General features: G+C 50.7%; 14 protein-coding genes. 4 read left to right on the top strand and 10 right to left on the bottom strand.

The features are described from left to right. The first annotated feature begins 214 nt into the window (after positions 1–214). Positions 215–2188 (top strand): N-acetylmuramoyl-L-alanine amidase, encoded by a 1974-nt coding sequence (locus ACEW81_RS02590; protein WP_373531404.1) that lies wholly within the window; start codon positions 215–217, stop codon positions 2186–2188. An 11-nt stretch (positions 2189–2199) separates the two neighbouring features. Beyond that, the gene (murI, locus tag ACEW81_RS02585) at positions 2200–3063 is read left to right on the top strand and encodes a glutamate racemase (protein ID WP_373531403.1); all 864 of its coding nucleotides are present in this window, start codon (positions 2200–2202) and stop codon (positions 3061–3063) included. 63 nt (positions 3064–3126) lie between these two features. On the opposite strand, the gene ACEW81_RS02580 is transcribed toward murI, so the two are convergent. From ACEW81_RS02580 to ACEW81_RS02570, 3 genes are all read right to left on the bottom strand, one after another. Beyond that, positions 3127–4341 carry an alpha/beta hydrolase gene (locus ACEW81_RS02580; protein WP_373531402.1) on the bottom strand — a complete coding sequence of 405 codons (1215 nt, stop codon included), beginning with the start codon at positions 4339–4341 and terminating at the stop codon, positions 3127–3129. Continuing rightward, entirely contained in the window at positions 4338–5654 is a 1317-nt protein-coding gene (locus tag ACEW81_RS02575; protein WP_373531401.1) for a sensor histidine kinase, read from the bottom strand. Before ACEW81_RS02575 ends, ACEW81_RS02580 begins: the two co-directional genes overlap by 4 nt. 117 nt (positions 5655–5771) lie before the next feature. Then, positions 5772–6482 (bottom strand): response regulator, encoded by a 711-nt coding sequence (locus ACEW81_RS02570; protein WP_373531400.1) that lies wholly within the window; start codon positions 6480–6482, stop codon positions 5772–5774. Positions 6483–6850: 368 nt separating this feature from the next. Between ACEW81_RS02570 and ACEW81_RS02565 the strand changes: the two genes are divergently transcribed. Beyond that, entirely contained in the window at positions 6851–7231 is a 381-nt protein-coding gene (locus ACEW81_RS02565) for a DUF192 domain-containing protein (protein WP_373531399.1), read from the top strand. On the opposite strand, the gene ACEW81_RS02560 is transcribed toward ACEW81_RS02565, so the two are convergent. The 3 genes from ACEW81_RS02560 to mazG form a co-directional block, all read right to left on the bottom strand. Next, positions 7228–7380 carry a hypothetical protein gene (locus ACEW81_RS02560; protein ID WP_373531398.1) on the bottom strand — a complete coding sequence of 51 codons (153 nt, stop codon included), beginning with the start codon at positions 7378–7380 and terminating at the stop codon, positions 7228–7230. The genes ACEW81_RS02565 and ACEW81_RS02560 overlap by 4 nt on opposite strands. A 28-nt stretch (positions 7381–7408) precedes the next feature. Then, positions 7409–7876, bottom strand: coding sequence for a hypothetical protein (locus ACEW81_RS02555; protein WP_373531397.1), 468 nt, complete (start codon positions 7874–7876; stop codon positions 7409–7411). 434 nt (positions 7877–8310) lie between these two features. Further along, positions 8311–9192: a nucleoside triphosphate pyrophosphohydrolase gene (gene mazG / locus ACEW81_RS02550; RefSeq protein WP_373531396.1), complete on the bottom strand. Its 882-nt coding sequence runs from the start codon at positions 9190–9192 to the stop codon at positions 8311–8313. Between the two features lie 53 nt (positions 9193–9245). Between mazG and ACEW81_RS02545 the strand changes: the two genes are divergently transcribed. Then, entirely contained in the window at positions 9246–10307 is a 1062-nt protein-coding gene (locus tag ACEW81_RS02545) for a DHH family phosphoesterase (protein ID WP_373531554.1), read from the top strand. 35 nt (positions 10308–10342) lie between these two features. Here the strand turns inward: ACEW81_RS02545 and ACEW81_RS02540 are convergent, their stop codons facing one another. From ACEW81_RS02540 to ACEW81_RS02525, 4 genes are all read right to left on the bottom strand, one after another. Then, a complete protein-coding gene (locus ACEW81_RS02540; protein WP_373531395.1) occupies positions 10343–11659 on the bottom strand; it encodes a 3-deoxy-D-manno-octulosonic acid transferase in 1317 nt (438 codons plus the stop codon). 89 nt (positions 11660–11748) lie between these two features. Next, positions 11749–12270 (bottom strand): tetratricopeptide repeat protein, encoded by a 522-nt coding sequence (locus ACEW81_RS02535; protein WP_373531394.1) that lies wholly within the window; start codon positions 12268–12270, stop codon positions 11749–11751. Between the two features lie 187 nt (positions 12271–12457). After that, positions 12458–16408 carry a DNA-directed RNA polymerase subunit beta'' gene (locus ACEW81_RS02530; RefSeq protein ID WP_373531393.1) on the bottom strand — a complete coding sequence of 1317 codons (3951 nt, stop codon included), beginning with the start codon at positions 16406–16408 and terminating at the stop codon, positions 12458–12460. Positions 16409–16433: 25 nt separating this feature from the next. Further along, positions 16434–18152, bottom strand: coding sequence for a DNA-directed RNA polymerase subunit beta' (locus ACEW81_RS02525; RefSeq protein WP_373531392.1), 1719 nt, complete (start codon positions 18150–18152; stop codon positions 16434–16436). Between the last annotated feature and the right edge of the window lie 7 nt (positions 18153–18159).

Genomic DNA, 18159 nt, shown 5'->3' with positions numbered 1-18159 from the left:
GGGCTTCCTTTTCAGCCCTAAAACCGCTACACTTAATATAGTGTTAACCTTTCTGGAGTGTGGGCTTCACCTTAAAAACCTTGTCAGTTAAGGGCGCTTCTCTCTCGGTTAACCTTAAATTCTCATTGCGTGTGGCTTCAAAGGGTGTTTGTCAAAAAAACGATTTGTAAAACAGAGTTAGCAGGTTCAATCATCCAATCAGGGAGATATCAGCATGGTGTGTTCACCCCGAATCAAGCGTTTGTTTAGTGCCGCTTTTGCCGTTGCTGTTCTGTGTGGTTCAGGGATGGGGGACCTCAATAGCGCCGCCTGGGCCAAAAGCCACCGAACCGAAACTCAGCCGAGCGCGCTTGGCATTGTCGGGGTTCGCCTGAACTCGGATGGCAGTGGCCTCACGCTGGATGCCAATCGCCCGTTTAGTGGCACGGAAACCCGAAATTTTTCGGTGCTAAAACTGCCTTCCCCCTATCGCATTTTGCTGGATATTCCCAACGCACGTTTGGCGGGGGGCCAAAAAATCTTTCTAGTTAACCAGAATGGCATTGATCGGGTTGAGCTGGTGGAGACACACAGTGCTTTTTACAGCTCGGTTCGGGCCATTGTGTATGTGAATGACAGCCAGACCTTGGCCCGTCTCAGTCCTGAGTTTGAGGGCGCGGCCCTGAAATTGGCAGGCGCTACGCCCATGGCCATGACCCCTGCTCAAATTGCCTCCACCAGTTTTGCAAAAACACCCATTGGCAAAGTGGCTCAGCCTTTACCACCGGTTGCTAAACCTGCCACGGCTATGATTACCAAGTACCCACCCACCCCGCCGCTGGTACTGAGAAGGCCAGACGCCGCGCTTGCTTCGGCGGCTCAAAAAACGGTGTTGGATGTGCCTGTAGCGCCGGGTGTCGCCATTGTGGAAGATGTGTACTTTCGGGATAACAAACTGTTTGTGCAAGCAGAACCCGGCGCCACCCTGCGTATTAAAAACCGCTTTAACTTAACGGAACCCAATCGTCTGGTTTTGGAACTGGATGATGCCGTTTTGCGCAGCCGGGATTTGCTGGAGCCCATTTCCACCAAAGCTCAGGATATTCGACAAATTCGGGTGGGCCAGTTTGATGATAAAACAGTGCGAATTGTAATTGAGGGCAACGACCCTGAGCAGTGTGAGGCCATTTATCATGGTGGCGAAAAAAACCTGTTAGCCATTAGCCCTTATTCCTCTACTTCCATTACCAAGTTATCGGCCAACACTCGGCTGGGAGAAGTGCAAAGTATTGATTTAAAGCGGGAAGGCAACAATACCGTTTTACGGCTGGCGGCCAGTACGCCCATTGTGCATCGCTTTCTGAAAAAAGACGATCGATTGGTTTTAGATCTGTTGAATCAGGCGGCTAATCCGACCAATATTGGTTTTGATGCCCGCCTTTACCCCGAAATTGAAAAAATGCGACTGGAACCTTTAAACGAAGGACAACCCAATAGCAAGCTGGCCATTGATTTCGCCCGTCCCGGCACCAAAGTGATTCCCACGGTTTCCGATGACGGTAAGGTGCTAGAGCTTCAAATTTCGGTGGATGCGGTTGCGGCAGCCAGTTCTGCGTTTCCCAATATTGCCGGGTTGGGCGCTGCTGGCAAAGCCCCTTTTCCAGCCCGCATTGTGGTTGACGCTGGCCATGGCGGCAAAGATTATGGGGCCATGCGTGGCGGATCTAACGAGAAAGATTTGAACCTGGCATTGGCCATGATGGTGCGAGATGCTTTGGAAGCCAAAGGCTTTAAAGTGTACATGACCCGCAGCACCGATGAGTTTTTGCCCCTTCCCAAAATCACGGCTATTACCAATCAGATTCACCCGGATTTATTTATCAGTATTCACCACAATGCTTCTGTAAACGCTGCCGCCAATGGCATTGAAACCTATTACTATACCCCTCAAAGCGTGGCCTTTGCTCGCAAAGTACATGCCCGTGAAATTAATAATGTGGGCGCTCGGGATGGCGGGGTGAAAAAGGCCATGTTCTATGTCATTCACCACACCAGCGTTCCCGCTATTTTGTGTGAGGTCGGCTATGTGTCCAACCCTTCCGAATTGACCGCTTTGCAGGGCTTTGAGCGCAAATCCAAAACCGCTCGTGCGATTGCGGATGGTGTTGTAGACTATTTGAAAACCAGAGTCTCCGCCAAAGCAAAGTAGTAGAACCCTGAATGACCGATTCCCCCATAGCGCAATCCAAGCAAGCCCATCCCAATACCCCTATTGGCGTGTTCGATTCCGGGTTGGGAGGATTGCGGGTTTTGGATCGCCTGATGCAAACCTTGCCCAATGAGCGTTTTGTGTACCTGGGCGATACCTTGCACATGCCTTACGGGGAAAAAACCCAGTCTCAAGTCACGGCTTATTTCTCGGATTGCCTGAACTGGCTGGTGTCAGCTCATCAGGTTAAAATGGTGGTGGTGGCCTGCAATACGGCGGCCTCTGTAGCGCCCCAACTGTTTGGCCAGTTTGTGGGTATTCCCTTTGTGGATCCGGTGACCCCTATTTGTCGCTGGCTGGCTACCGAAGGCAAGTACACCACGGTTGGGGTGATGGCAACGCCAGCCACGGTGGCTTCTAACCGGTATCAAATTTTACTGGATCAGTTAAACGCCCCCATCAATCTGTCTCAGGTGGGCTGCGATAATTTGGCCAGCCTGATTGAAGCGGGGAAGGGACATACCCCCGTTTGCGAATCCCTGTTGCGCCAATATTTGCGCCCCTTGCAGGATAGAGAGGCTCAAGCCATTGTTCTGGGCTGTACCCATTATCCGTATGTGCTGGATCAGGTGGCTGCTTTGTCACCCAATGCCGATATTTTGGATCCGGCCGCTTTTATGGCCGTGGAGGCCAAAAGGCTACTGGATGCGCATCAGTTGGCCGTTCCTCGTACCGTTGAACGTTCGGTGGCCGAGGTGGACTATTTTGTAACCTCAGAACCCCAGCTTTTTTTCGAAACCAGTCGGCGTATGCCCTTTCAGGCCTTGGCCATGAAACCGCCTGCCGTGGTGACCATACCGGTGCTTTCCAGATAAGCCCCCACCCACACCAACAAATAAGACCCAAGTACTCAGGTCAAGGCATGGGCCTAATGGGCCTTAATGCTTGCCGGTTTTGGTGGCGGCAGAAGCATGACCCGCAGGGGGGACTGGCGGCCCTGCTGCCTTGGGGGCTGCTGGGGGTTGGGCTTGGTTGGGGACATCGTGTTGGGCGGCTGCGCTATTATGGCCGGTTTCCAGCGGCTTTTCATCCTGAATAATGGCTTCAGCCTCTTTTCCGGTGGTCACCGCGGATTCGGGCGCCGGGCCTCCCACGGGGGCCAGGGATTTGGCCAGCCAGTCCTGAATTTGAATGGCCACGCTGGGCTGATTGGTTAGCATATCGGCCCCTTCGCCAATTTTTTCGTAAACTTGCAGGGTTTTGGGGCCAATAATCCAGTTGTACAAATGTCGGGCCTGGGTGTGAGAATCCTTGAAGTCCTGATTGCTCATAATCAGGGTATTGTTCTCGTAATCCAGCAAGCCCCGGCTGGCGTCAATGCCTTTAAACTCTAATCCCGGCGAGATTAGCACCAGTGCTTTTACTTCCGGGTTATATTTGGCGGCGAAGGTGCCGATATTGGCCCCCAGCTTTTCCCCGATGATGGCCACCTGATTGCCGTCCACTTCCGGGTAGTCTTCTCCTTTTTTAAAAAAGCTGATCACCTGAGTGACATCCCGGTGCAGGGTGGTCCACTGTTCGGGTTTCATGTAGCGCCAGTTCACCCGGCGCTTCCAGGTGGTGATGGCGCTTTTGCCGTGGCCTCTTAAATCCACCGCAAACACGGCGTAGCCCGCCTTGGTGAGGGTGGCTGGTAAGTCGCCCCAGGCCAGATGGCTCCGGTTTAAGCCGTGCAGCAAAATAATCAGCGGGTACTTGGTCCCCTGATACTCTTCGGGGTCCGCAAACTCGTTTTCTCCCCGCTCGGTCAGGCTGGGGTCATATAACCTGCCGTATAAAAGCAATTGATCCGGTAAGGGCAGGGTCACTTCTTCGTAAGGCAGTTGCCGCATGGATTCTGGCAGCAGGGCCGTTTCATCCAGCGGGGCGGCGGGCTCAGCCTCTTCCTCGTCTTCTTCTTCAGCTTTAGCGGCCTCTTCGGCTTTGGGATCTTTGGTTTCTACTGGGGGATCCCAGGGCATGGCAGGCAGTTTTAGATCACAGCCACTCAAGCCCACTCCCACGTTCAGCAATAATAAAATCATCAGCAGGCTGTTGAAAGAGAGCCGAATATTGGGTAGCCAGACCCTTTCCGAGCGGATTACAATTTTCATAAGATGGAATCCATTGTGTTTTTGGGCAAAATCAGGGCGAAAACACTGCCCTGACCGGGAACACTGGATAAAAGTTCCACAGTTCCCCCGTGAGCCAGTAAAATTTTTCGGCTGTGGGCCAATCCTAACCCGGTGCCACTGCCTTTGGTGGAAAAATAAGGAGTAAACAGCTTGTTGATGTGTTGCGGGCTGATGCCATTGCCTTGATCGATAACCTTGACGCAAACCTGAGGGGCATCCACGGGGGCCTCCACACGCACCTGCACGGTCATGCCAGCCCCAGACGCTTCCAGCGCGTTTTTCAGCAGGTTAATCAAGGCTTGTCGAATTTTTTCGGTGTCCAGCTCCAGCCAGACTGCTTGTGGGTTTTGGGAAACTTCCAGCTGCACCGATTTTTCCAGATAAGAAGGGCGATAGAACTCACACAAATCTTGCACCAGCGCGACCAAATCGGCGGGTTTTGGGTGCAGTTGCAGGGGGCGGGAGTAGTTGGTCAGTTCCGATAAAATGGTTTCCAAGCTGCCGGTGGCCTGACGAATGAGGGACAGGTTTTTGAGCAGCAGTTCTTTCTTTGCGGCCTGTGTTTCCAAGTCCAGTTGACCCAGATGATCCTCGGTTAATTTGGCGTATAAATCAATCAAGCCCAGCGGGTTTCGTATTTCGTGGGCAATCACGGAAGAGAGTTGCCCAATGGCGGCCAGCCGTTCGGTATCCACGTTGCGTTTGTTTAAAAGTTGCAGTTGATCCAAGGCGACGGTCAGCTCCCGGTTTCGGTTTTCCAAACCATGCACCAGTGAGGTGATCAGCACATTCAGCTTGTCGTCATAACGACGATCCACGCTGGTTTCTTTCAGCAGTTGATCTAGCTCAGGTTGATTTAAATGGGCAATTAAATGCCCCGCAATGGTGCGGGTGTCCCCCGGATGAAAGGTCCACCCCCCCTCGTACATGCGATAAGTGGCATGAGTGGCCGCCGACCAGAACAGGGTGGCACACAGTCGATTGGTGAGTACGATTAAAAAACCGGTTTGATCACAAATGCCGGTTCCCGAGGGAAATAAATCTGGCTGGTTCAGCCGAAACAGGGGCACTTCCGGGATCTCGTCCAGAGCGTGGGCCATTGTTTCAAAGGTTTCATCTTTTAAGGTGCGGGTAATCACAAAACCCGGCATGCGATGATCCCGAACCATACGGGTAATACAGCTATACAGGCTTTGGAAAGTTTCACGGGAATACATGCCCGTGGACGAGCACAGATGCCCAAACAGTCCATCTAGCTGGATTTTTTGCACGCTTTGTTTCAATGCACTCACTCATAATTTTTCAAAATGAAATCCCCAGGCGGCAGAGCCGGGGGATTTCATCAGGGGTTTGATCCTATTATATAACTTGTGGGAAGCGGTGTGTGGGTTCGCTAAAAACCGGAGCCGTTACCCGGCCATTTGGGCAGGAGAGCCGTTGTCCACCAAACCGTATCTCAAGGCGTACAAAACCGCTTGGGTACGGTCGTTGACCTGGAGCTTCTGGAAAATGTTGTTTACATGGGTTTTAACCGTGGTTTCGCTAATTACCAGTTTATCGGCCACGCCTTTGTAGGTAATGCCGTCGGTTAGTAGTTTCAGCACTTCTTTTTCACGGGAAGTGAGATAGCCCAGCAACGCCTGTTTGGTAGGATCGGGGCGGCTGGCTTTGCCAATGCGGGCCTGGAATTCATCAAAAAACTTGGTGGCTAAAATGGGCGGTAAGTACACTTTGCCGTTTAACACTTCTTCAATGGCCGCAATGAGTTGAGAAGTCACCATGGTTTTTAAAATATAGCCTTTGGCGCCGTTTTTCATGGCCCGAAAAATCAGGTCAGAATCATCATAGCCAGTGAGGGCCAGAATTTTTAAGTTGGGATTAACCGCCATGATTTGCTGAATAGCAGCCACGCCGTCTACTTCGGGCATGCTCATATCCATTAGCACAATGTCCACATTGGCGTCGGCCAGGCGTTTAATGGCTTCCTCGCCGTTGGTGGCGATACCGGCCAAATGGTAATCCGATTGTAATTCCAGTAACTGTTTAATGCCTGCGCTGTGATTGGCGTTATCGTCCACGATAAACACGGTGGTTTCCGAGGACTGCGTCCGTCTAATCATACTGCTTGTAATCTCCTAAAGCTCTCCTGACACACTTCCACAAAATTTGAAAAAATTGGATCGATATTTAAAATCAAAATTTAGAATCAAACCACGTACTTTCCTGAATCCACCCGGTGGGCGTCCTACTCGCGGCCGGGTTCAAATAGCCTACCGATTCCGTCCTTAACACTCGTTTATTTAATGTAATCCTGTTAGTATCATATCCCAGCTTTTTATACATGCTCATCATCTGAAGGTTGGATATTCTGGGCTGGTAGATCAGTTTTTTGGACGAGACCCATCGGCCAAAGGGTGTATGACAAAGCCCTTCAAATCCCGCCCTGTCCTATAATAGAGGTAATGAATCTGTAGGAGTGAATGGGAAAGTGGGCCAAAACATGGGCTATGAGGTGATTAATAAAACCCGAAATACGGTGGTGGCTAGCCAGGTTCGTAAAGCGGACACTTATTTTAAAAGACTGGTGGGGCTGATGGGAAAGCCGGTGATTCCGCAGGGTTTTGGCCTCTGGATTGTGCCGTGTCAGGATATCCACTCTTTTTTTATGCGGGTTGAGTTTGATGCCATCTTTTTAAATCAGGAAGGGCAGGTGCTTCATCTGGTGCAGCGCATGAAGCCCTGGCGTATTTCAAAGTTCGTGCGGGGTGGCAAGGTGGTGTTGGAGCTAAGCGCTGGAACCATCGAACAAAGTGGCACCCAGCCGGGAGATGAGCTGGCGCTTCAAGCCATCAGCACCGAGGCTTTTTAATAGAGATTGGCCCGTGCGTTGAAGCGGGCTTTACAGCGGATTACCGCATATTGCACCCGGTTATTTTCTGCAATGGATTGCATGCACAGAAACGCGCCATAGAGCGCCGCTGCATAGATCAGTCCGTAGGCGTTGATCAGATTTAACATGCGTTTATCACTCCTTACGCATTGGGCGTTAGTGCAAATGATGCCATTCCAGGGGGTAATGATGGGTTTGAGGCCAAAGCAGTTCGATTAATTGAGCGGGTACACCGGTTTCCCGATACAAATTGCGCTGAAGATGGGTTAATTCTTTTTGCTCGTCCCTGCTCAGGTTGTCAGCGGCTTCTTTTAGTTTTAACTGAGTAATGCGTTTGGCAAACGGGCTGTCGTGAAATACGGTGAGGCAGCTTAATTCTTGCTGCTCCACGGGGTTGAGTTTTTGGGCCACTTTTTTTCGGTTTAAGTAAGCAATGTCCCAAACCACATCGCTATGGCCATATTGTAAAAGGGCTTCCAGCTCGGCCAAATTTTGTTTGAATTGTTGAGAAAACCGGGCTATCCAGAGCAACCATTGGTTGGGTCGCGCCAGATTGGCCAGTAATACCCCGATTCGGTGGTTGACTGCGGGAGGTGTCGGGTTGCTGCTCGAACGCTTTTCCAAAGTTTTACCATTCAGTGAAGATGAGTTTTGACTTAAGAGGAGAGAGACGATTTCACGGGTCATTTTAGACACCTCCCGCATGGAATTTGTGAACGCTTTTTTAAGCTGAGGTGATGCTGTGGTTAGTACGTTGGGTAATCAATTCTTATAATGTATTAGACAATCTGGCAGTATGAAAAGTTCCCGAAAACCTAATGGCTGAGCCTGTTTTCAGTCAATTTTTTTGATTGAGTCCGCAAAAGTGAGGCCTCTGCCTTCTTTTCAGATTCAAGCCAGCCTTAGCCGATCGGCTTGGCATCCTGCCGAATGGTCTTAGACAAGCTCTTAAAGATGAGGCTAATCAATTCGGCGCGCATTGCAAGTAGTGGCCCCATTGGGCTTTCTGCTGAGCGGGCATCGATAAAAATTGACCCTATAAAAAGGGGATGGAGCCATTAATGGGTGCTGGTTTTTGCTTTGGCTTCTCGCCATAAGTTGTCCCACGCTTCAAAATCCAGGTGGGCCATGGCTTGGGCCAGCGATTGCCCCGGTTGGGCACGTTCCACAATCAGGGCTTCCATGGCTTGAAACCGTCGGGTGAATTTGGCGGTGGCTTTGGTCAGGGCCACTTCGGGGTCAACTTTAAAGTGTCTGGCCAAATTAACGCTGGCAAAGTAAATATCGCCCATTTCCGATTCCAGTCGATCAAAGGCCTCGGCGGAAACCGTTCCGGCCGGTGGCAATGCCTCCACTTCTTCCCGAAATTCCTGATACTCACTCATCACGCATTCCCACAGGGAATCCAGATGCGGCCACTCAAAGCCTACCTTTACCGCTTTTTTACTGGTTTCCAGCGCCCGACTGAGTGCGGGCTGATTTTTGGAAACCCCGTCTAAAATACTTTTAATTTCCGGGCTGCCTTTTTCAAGCTGTTTAATGGCCTCCCAGTTGGTGACTACGGCTTCTGCGTTATCAACGGTTACGGTGCCAAACACATGGGGGTGCCGCCGGATGAGCTTGTCGGCAATGGTGTCGCATACCTCTTCAAAGCTGAATTGGTTGGCATCCTGAGCCAATTGGCTATGCAGCACCACTTGTAACAGCACATCGCCCAACTCTTCTTTTAAAACCGCCGGGTTGCCGCTGGCTTCTGCTTCATCAATGGCCTCTACCGCTTCGTAGGCTTCTTCCAGCATATAGGGCTTCAGGCTAACGTGGGTTTGCTTCAGATCCCATGGGCAGCCCTGTTCCGGGTGGCGAAGCTGGGCCACCACCTGAACCAGTTTATCAATGCCCTGGGTTTGGTTGAGTTGCGCCAGAATCGGGTGTTTGCTCATGGGTGGGGATTTATCCTGTGTTGGGGGCGGTTTCCGGGCATTAAGGGCATTTACTGGCCCACGGCCCTGACCCGAAGTATAATAGTGAGCAAAAGATAGCATTCACAAGGAGCCTTGTCATTTACGACGATTTTATAGCGGCCATTGGCGACGCTAAAACCATCTTTATTACCGCCCATGTTGGCCCGGATGGTGACACCTTGGGCTCCATGCTGGGCTTTAAATTTGCCTTTGAAAAAGCCTGCCCCCATATTCAGCGGGTAGACTGTGTGATTTCTGGCAAAATGCCGGATACCTACAACTTTTTGCCGGGTATTAAAGAAGTGTTGCGGATGGAAACGGCCACCACCTTGCTGGATCAGTATGATTTGGGCATTTCGGTGGATTGCGGCTCGGCAGATCGCTTGGGACTGGCCCGCCCTTTGTTTGAAGGCGCCAAAATTTCCGCCAATATTGATCACCATGTGAGCAACGAGCGCTTTGGTAAAGTGAATGTGGTAGAACCCACAGCCGCAGCCAGCGCCGAGGTGGCCTTTGATATACTCAAGGCCATGAAAATTCCGCTGGATGCCAACATTGCCACCTGCCTATATACGGGTATCGTTACCGATACGGGCGGCTTTAAGTACAGCAATACCACCGCCAAGGTCATGGAAACCGTGGCCAGCTTGATTTCAGCCGGTGCGGATCCAGAGTATATTTTTAAACAGCTTTACGAAGAACAACCCCTGTGCCAAGTGCTTTTACAAGCCGATGCGGTGTTGCGTACCCAGTTTAACGCAGGTAAAACCATTGGCTGGACTGTGGTTTCCAGAGAGATGCTCAGTCAGCATGGCGCTTTGGATGAGCATCTGGATGGGGTGGTTGAGTCCATCCGGCGGGTGGATTCGGTGCTGGTGGCCGTGGTTTTCAAGGAAACGGAACTGGGAAAAACCAAAATCAGCATCCGCAGTGATTCGCACGATATTGATGTTTCTGCGGTGATGGGCCTGTTTGGCGGCGGTGGACATCGCATGGCCGCCGGTTGCACCATGGAATTTCCCCTTCAGGATGCGCCTGCCCAGTTGCTACCCATTCTGGAAGAGAAGGTGAGCCAGAAGCTGCTGGTTTCTTAAATTCGTTCCTTGGGTGCTGATTTTTGTGCGCTGTTTTAAGGCGCGTGGCTGGCCTTGATTTTTACATAGCCACGAATGGCCTTGTGAATGATTTCCTTGGCCCCACGGTTGTTTTCAATTAGTTGTAGCCCATTTTCGGCCACCATGTGGTAAATTTCAGGTTGGGTCAGCAGGCCGGTTACGGCATCCATTAATTCCGTCTGGTTTGGCACCTGATACCCCGCTCGCCCTTCCCCCACCAAGCGGCAAATTTCTGCGAAGTTGTGCATATAGGGGCCAAAAATAACCGGGACGCTTTGGCTCAGTGGCTCTAGCGGGTTTTGTCCGCCTCGTTCTATAAAACTGCCACCCATCACCGCAATGGTGGATAGGCTGTACACGGTTAGCAATTCACCAATAGAATCCAGTACCACCACGGGTTGCCGGTTGGGGTCTTGCTCGGAGAGCTGGCTTCGAACCGAGTAAGAAATGGCTTTACCATTTAACAGGCTTTTAATTTCGGGAAGGCGTTCGGGATGTCTGGGGGCCAGCACCAGCTTTAATTCAGGAAAATCTTTTTTCAGCCGGATATAGCTTTCCAGCAAAAGTTGCTCTTCCCCGGAATGGGTGCTGGCAAAGGTTAAAACCGTATCTCCGGGGTGAATGTTCAGTAGTTTGGATAAGAAAGCCCGTTTATCCGAGTCCACGGTGGGAATCAAATCAAATTTCAAATTGCCAATCACCGTCAACTGCTCGGGGGATAAATTTCCCAATTCGCTGACCCGATCCGCATCCATTTGCGATTGCATGTAAAGATGCGTAATTTGCCATAAGCAGGGCTTAATCAGCGGTTGAATCCACAAATACCCATTGAAAGAGCGCTTGGACAGCCGCCCGTTAATTAAAATCAGCGGAATTCGGCATTTTCGGGTGGTGATATCAATAAAATTGGGCCACAGTTCCGTTTCTGTAATGATGACCAAATCGGGCTGAACCAGCCTTAGCACCCGCTGAATTACCGGGCGAAAGTCGTAAGGGAAGTACAGCACAACCAACTCGGGGAAAGTGCGAAGCGCCAAATCCTGACCCGTTTGGGTGGTGGTGGAAATAACAATGTCATAATCCGGGGCCAGTTCGGGTATTAGCGTTTTGATGGCATTAAACTCGCCCACCGAAACGGCATGAAACCAGAGCCGTGGCTTTGTTTTGGTAGATAGTTTTTGGCGCAGATCCGGCGGGTAAAAGCCCAGTTTTTTCCAAAACCCCGCCCGAGCCTTGGGAACCAAGCCCAGATAAGCAACCCAAAACGGACTTAAGCTAATAAGCCCTAAAATCAGTAAAAAATTATAAAAAAGACGGGATAAAAAGCCCATACCCGATCACAAAAATCCAAAAACGGTGATTATCATACCCCATTTAACGGCCTGCTGTTAACAGGCTGAAGCTAGATAAGACCGCTTTATTAATTCAAAGCGCATTTTTTCAAATGCTCAATGGCCTTGTAGGCGATTAGGTAACGAGGCTCTAGTTGGAGGGCCTGTTTGTAATGGCGCAGTGCGTTGATGATATCGCCCTGATACTCCTTGGCCCTGCCCAGGTTAAAATGCGCGAAATGATAAGCGCGGTAGCGTTTGGCCCCTAAAGCTTGTTGCAGGTAAGGCACCGCTTCGCTGTAATCCCCTTTGGCTATCAGGTAAGCACCAATATCATTATAAGGGTTCCCAAACTCGGGATCCACTTCAATGGCTCGCTGGCACTCTTCAATGGCGGTTTCCAGTTCTCCCATAAAACTGTAAGTCCAGCCTAAAAATGTGTGGGCCTCAGCGGTGGGATACACCTCAATGGATTCCTGATATTTTTCAATGGCCAAGTGATAGTCCTGATGCAATTGGGCGTGATAAGCCTCATGAAACGCTTTCAGCGCTTTGCGGCGCTTGAGTTGTTTCAGGCTGTTGGTAAAGCAAAAAACTTGGGATGTTGACATGATGGGGCAATCAAAAATTAAGGGCTGAATGACTGAGACGGGTGTTATTTTACTGGAAACAGACCAATCTTTAAATGATCTGTTGAAAAAAACAAAAGCGGAAATAACCGGTTTAACCGTGTTACTGATAGAAAACCCACCGCCCTTTAAAAGGTGCGGTGGGTTTTCAAAGCGGTGTAGAAATTAACTAGTCGTCTAAAATAGCGTCGCTGGTTAATCCTTCATCATCTAGAATATCGGCGCTACCGACGGTTTCCACGTGCATGGAAGAGTCATCGATGAGCAGATTTTCCATGGTTTCCTCAGAAATTTCCGGGGAACCAAACATGCTTTCAATCTCTTCCAGAATCGCGGACGGTTTACGCAGCGAGGACTTGGCCGCCAGTGCCTGTTCGGCATCGTCGAACATGTCTGCCCGTTCGTCCTTGAAGTGTGGGAATCCGGTACCGGCTGGAATCAATCGTCCGATAATCACGTTTTCCTTCAGACCACGCAGGAAGTCTCTTTTGCCTTCCACGGCGGCTTCTGTCAGTACACGGGTGGTTTCCTGGAACGAGGCCGCCGAGATGAAGCTTTCGGTATTCAAGCTGGCCTTGGTAATCCCCAGCAATACGGGGTGATATTCCGCAGGCAGCTTGCCTTCCTTGCCTTCAATCATACGGTTGGCTTCAGCACCGGCTTTTTCATCCACCAGTTCACCGCCCAACAGGGTGGTATCACCGGCTTCATCAACCCGCACCTTCTTGGTCATCTGCCGCACAATCACTTCAATGTGTTTATCGGCAATTTCTACGCCCTGAGAGCGGTAAACCCGTTGAACTTCTTCAACCAGGTATTCCCGAACGGCTTCAATGCCAGACACAACCAGGATATCGTGAGGGTTAATAGGGCCATCGGTTAATGCCTGACCAGTTTTAACCGTCTGCTTGTCCTCCACGATAATGGTGGAGCCAACGGGGACGGAAATCTCTTCCCGGCCATTGATGCTGGTGAGGTACAAGCGCTGAACGTCGTCTTCCCAAATGATTTCCACAGAGGCGTCCACAGGGGCAATCACCGCAGATTCCTTGGGCTTACGGCCTTCCAGCAATTCTTCAACCCGTGGCAAACCTTGAACGATGTCCCCGGTTTTCTGACGCTCGAAGATCAAGGAGGCAATTAAATCGCCTCGTTGGGTTAACGCGCGGTTTTCAACCTGCAACAACGTACCGCCGGAAATCAGGTAGGGCTGAGATTCACGGACAATAATCGATTTGCCCACCACTTCGGTAATCTGACCCGAAATGGGGGTAAGATCGGAGCCGCTAATGGTGTCACCCATTTTGATAAAGTCGCCAGCCTTAACAATGGGCTTATCGCTCACTTCTAGGGTGGTTTCGTGATCTTCGGTAATCAACAGCACTCTGCGTACGTCCTTGTCGCCAGCTGCGTTACCCAAGCTTACCCGACCTTTGGTGTGGGTAATAACCTGAGTTTTGACAACCGGTGAACGCTTATCGATCACTTGGCCATCTTCAACCAGCAGTTGGGTCTGGGTGGCGGTTTTCTGGGTGCTTAGCCCGGATGGGTTGTCCCGACGGATGGTCAGGTTTTCCAGAACCACCACCTTCAGGTTATCGCCATCCTTTTTGCCGCCATCCTTGATTTCAGCGACTGCCTTCAAACGCTCCAGGTAACCCTTCATTTGCAGCACCATGCTGGTTCTGAGGATGGGAGCGCCTTCAATATGACGAATTTTATCGCCATCTTTCACTTGCAGCTGAGTGACCGGCACTACTGTAATGTTGTCAGGATCCGTGGATTCAAATTCAATGCTGACTTTACGAGGCTCAATCAGAAACTCCTGGTAAGGCCGCAGTAGCACTTCGGCATATTCCAGATCGCTGGTGTCCTCAATGTCATCATCTTCATCTTCCGGTACTTCAATCTGGAAGTTGACCGTAACCACGCAGTCTTCAGTGGCTTTAATGCCAGGGGCGACTTCCGTGCCTTTGGTCACAACCGTGCCATCATCCACGTTCAGCGTGCTAATGTCATTTACCCGGAACAGCTTGCCGGGGCGCACTACCACTTCGCGAACGATGTCATTTTCTTCCACGATTTCCAGAATACCGGTGGTTTGACAAGTGAGCCCTTTCACAATTTCTGTGCCAGCGGTCACTTCCATACCAGACTCAATACCGGGAACCTTCAGAGAAATATCCTTGCTGACCTGATGAATTTCTTCGGGCAGGAACAGGATTTTACCAGGTTGGGTCAAAATGCGTTGCTCATCCACTTCTACATCGAGGTAGCGAATTTGCCCGCTGGTGGGAACGGCCATACTTTCATCAATCAGCTCGGCCACAATGCTGCCGTTTTCAAGCGACGTACCCTGTGGAGATTTGACGATGTAGGTTTCTTCGCTTTCAGCGACTTTCCACAACTGTTCCTTCTTGGTTTGCACCAATTCGGCGTTGTTGGGGGAAATGCTGGCGATAATAATGGTCAGTTCCTTACCATTTACAATTTTCTTAACGGTTTCCTTGCCGACTTTCTGTTCTTCAACTTCCAGATCCGCAGGAATACGAACTTCTCCGCCGTGTTCGCTAACCACATGGGTTTCAGCAATGATTTCGCCAACGTTCAACACCTGAGCGTCGTTCACCATATGTCTGGCACCGGTTGGCAGGTTATAAACGTCGCCACCCAGTACCCAAATGGTGCCTGGACGGTTGGCGGTACGGCTGATGTTGCCTTGACGATCACGTTTTTCATCGGCCTCAAAGCCATCAAACCAAATCTCACCGCTCATGCTGGCGGTAATGTCCTTGGTGGCCTTTTCAGTCCGGCGACCAGCAGTTGGCTCGAAAGAAGCAATGGTTTGGTCTTTTTTCACCGATTCACCGGCGACGACCATAACTTGCGTGTTGAATGGCAGGTTGTATTTGTTGGACTTGCCTTCAGCGGTTTTGATTTCCAGGGTGCAATCACGGGTGGTCATTTCTACAATGTCCCCGTGACGGGTACGGAATTCGCGGGTTGGTAGTTTGTTAACCACTTCCCCGTCTTGTTTGGCTTTGAATAATTCGCGTTTACCCAAGCTGCTAAATACACCGCCGGTGTGGAAGGTTCTCATGGTCAGCTGGGTACCGGGTTCCCCGATACTTTGAGCGGCCATAATCCCAATGGCTTCACCGACATCCACAATTTTGTTACTGGTGAGTGACCAACCGTAACATTTTTGGCAGATGCCCACTTGGCTGGCGCAGGTTAACACAGAGCGCATTAACAGTTCTTTAATGCCTGCCTTTTCAATCACTTCAGCAATGGCTGGGGTGATGATTTCACCGGCAGGGACCAGAACTTCTCCGTCTTCGTTGACCACGTTCACCGCAGAAGCTCGGCTGATGATCCGGTCTACCAGCGACATGATCTCGGATTCACCTTCCATGATGGCCAGCATGGGAATACCGTTAGCCGTGCCGCAATCGGCTTGCTGAATAATCACATCCTGAGCCACGTCCACCAAACGACGGGTCAGATAACCCGAGTCGGCGGTTTTCAAGGCTGTGTCTACCAGGCCTTTTCGGGCTCCGTAGCTGGAGATGATGTACTCCGTTACGCTCAAGCCTTCCCGGAAGTTGGATTTAATCGGCAAGTCGATGATCTGGCCTTGCGCGTCGGCCATCAGCCCCCGCATCCCGACCAGCTGACGAACCTGACTGATGTTACCCCGAGCGCCGGAGAAAGCCATCATGTAAACCGGGTTCAGTCTGTCAAAGTTATCCACAACCGCTTTGGTCAGTTTTTCAGTCGTTTCACTCCAAGTGTCGATAACCTTGGTGTAACGCTCTACTTCGGTGATTTCCCCTTTCATAAAGCGCTGGGTTGCCCGCTCAATTTCGGCTTCCGCCTCGTTAATCAGGCCCTTTTTCGCTTCGGGAACGGTTAGGTCATCGATCGAAATGGTGACACCCGCTTTGGTAGCGTACCGAAAACCCAAATCTTTCAGGTTGTTGGCAAGCGTTCCGGTTTTGGCCATGCCCATTTCGGCATAGACTTTGGCCAGCAAGCGATTCAACTCTTTTTTATCCACCACTTTATTGATGAATTCGAGTTGTTTTTTAGGGGTTTTATTGGGGGATAGAATGCTCATGGACGTGTGTTACCTCGTTCAATGCTTACTGGAGAACCGATTGGCGGACAGTTTTGTTGAAAATAATCCGTCCGGCGGTGGTTTCAATGAGTTGTCCACTTTCATCACGCACGATGATTTTGGCGTGCAGCTCAAGTACTCCGGCTTCAAACGCGGCCAGGGCGTCTTCAAAGCTAAAGAACTTCATGCCCGCGCCTTTGGTGGCGTGTGGGTTGTCCAGGGTCAGGTAGTAAATACCCAAAACCATATCCTGGGAAGGCGTAATAATCGGTTTACCAGTGGAAGGCTGCAAGACGTTGTTGGTGGCCATCATCAGCATGCGTGCTTCAGTTTGGGCCTCTACCGACAAGGGAACGTGTACGGCCATCTGGTCACCGTCAAAGTCAGCGTTGAAAGCGGTACAAACTAGCGGGTGAAGCTGAATCGCACGACCTTCAACCAAAACTGGCTCGAAGGATTGAATACCCAGACGGTGTAGCGTTGGCGCCCGGTTCAGTAGCACAGGGTGACCTTTAATCACCTCTTCCAGAACATCCCATACCACGGTTTCTTGCCGTTCAATGGTCTTCTTGGCAGATTTAATGTTCTGGCTCTCGCCCCGCTCAATCAACTTGTTGATAACAAACGGTTTAAACAGCTCAATGGCCATTTCTTTAGGCAAGCCGCACTGGTGCAGCTTCAAGCGAGGACCAACCACGATACCGCTCCGACCGGAGGAGTCAACCCGCTTACCCAGCAAGTTTTGACGGAATCGGCCCTGTTTCCCCTCAATAATGTTAGAGAGTGATTTCAGGGGGCGATTGTTCGGTCCAACCACGGTGCGGCCCCGACGGCCATTGTCAATCAAAGCGTCAACCGCTTCTTGCAGCATCCGCTTTTCATTACGCACGATAATTTCAGGCGCGCCCATTTCAAGCAGTCTGGACAAGCGATTGTTCCGGTTGATCACGCGCCGGTACAGGTCATTCAGGTCAGAAGTCGCGAATCGACCGCCGTCCAGCTGAACCATCGGGCGCAAATCAGGCGGAATTACTGGCAAAACATCCATAACCATCCAGGAAGGCAGGGTGCCACTTTGCAGCAACGATTCAACCAAACGTAAGCGTTTTAAAGGTTTAACCCGCTTTTGGCTGGAGCCGGTGATTTCCTCTAGCTCTTGCTTGAGGCCATCGCTCATTTCCTGCAGGTTGAGACGAGACAACAGAATCTGTACAGCCTCGGCCCCAATGCCGACTTCTAGCTGAGCTTCTTCGTTCTCTTCCAGAATATTTTCATACTCTTCCTCGGACAAAAGCTGATTGGCTTTCAATTCCGTGTTTCCAGGATCCAGAACCACATAAGAGTTGAAGTAGATGACCTGCTCTAAATCCTTTAGAGACATATCCAGAATCAACCCCAGATAGCTGGGAATACCTTTCAGGAACCAGATATGGGTAACTGGGGCCGCCAACTTGATATGGCCCATGCGATGACGGCGAACCTTGGATTCGGTGACTTCTACGCCGCATCGTTCGCAAACGATACCCCGGTGACGAACCCGTTTGTACTTACCGCAATAGCATTCCCAGTCCTTGGAAGGTCCAAAAATACGCTCGCAGAACAAACCGTCACGCTCTGGTTTTAAGGTACGGTAGTTGATTGTCTCAGGCTTCATAACCTCGCCGTGAGACCAATTCATTACACGTTCGGGTGAGGCAATCCCGATTTTGATGAAATCAAACTGGTCAATATTGGTGCTAACCACAGTGGGG

This window comes from Vampirovibrio sp. (genome assembly GCF_041737375.1).
Classification (GTDB): domain Bacteria; phylum Cyanobacteriota; class Vampirovibrionia; order Vampirovibrionales; family Vampirovibrionaceae; genus Vampirovibrio.
Note: the sequence above shows the minus strand (reverse complement) of the source record. Positions and strands in the feature narration are given on the sequence as shown.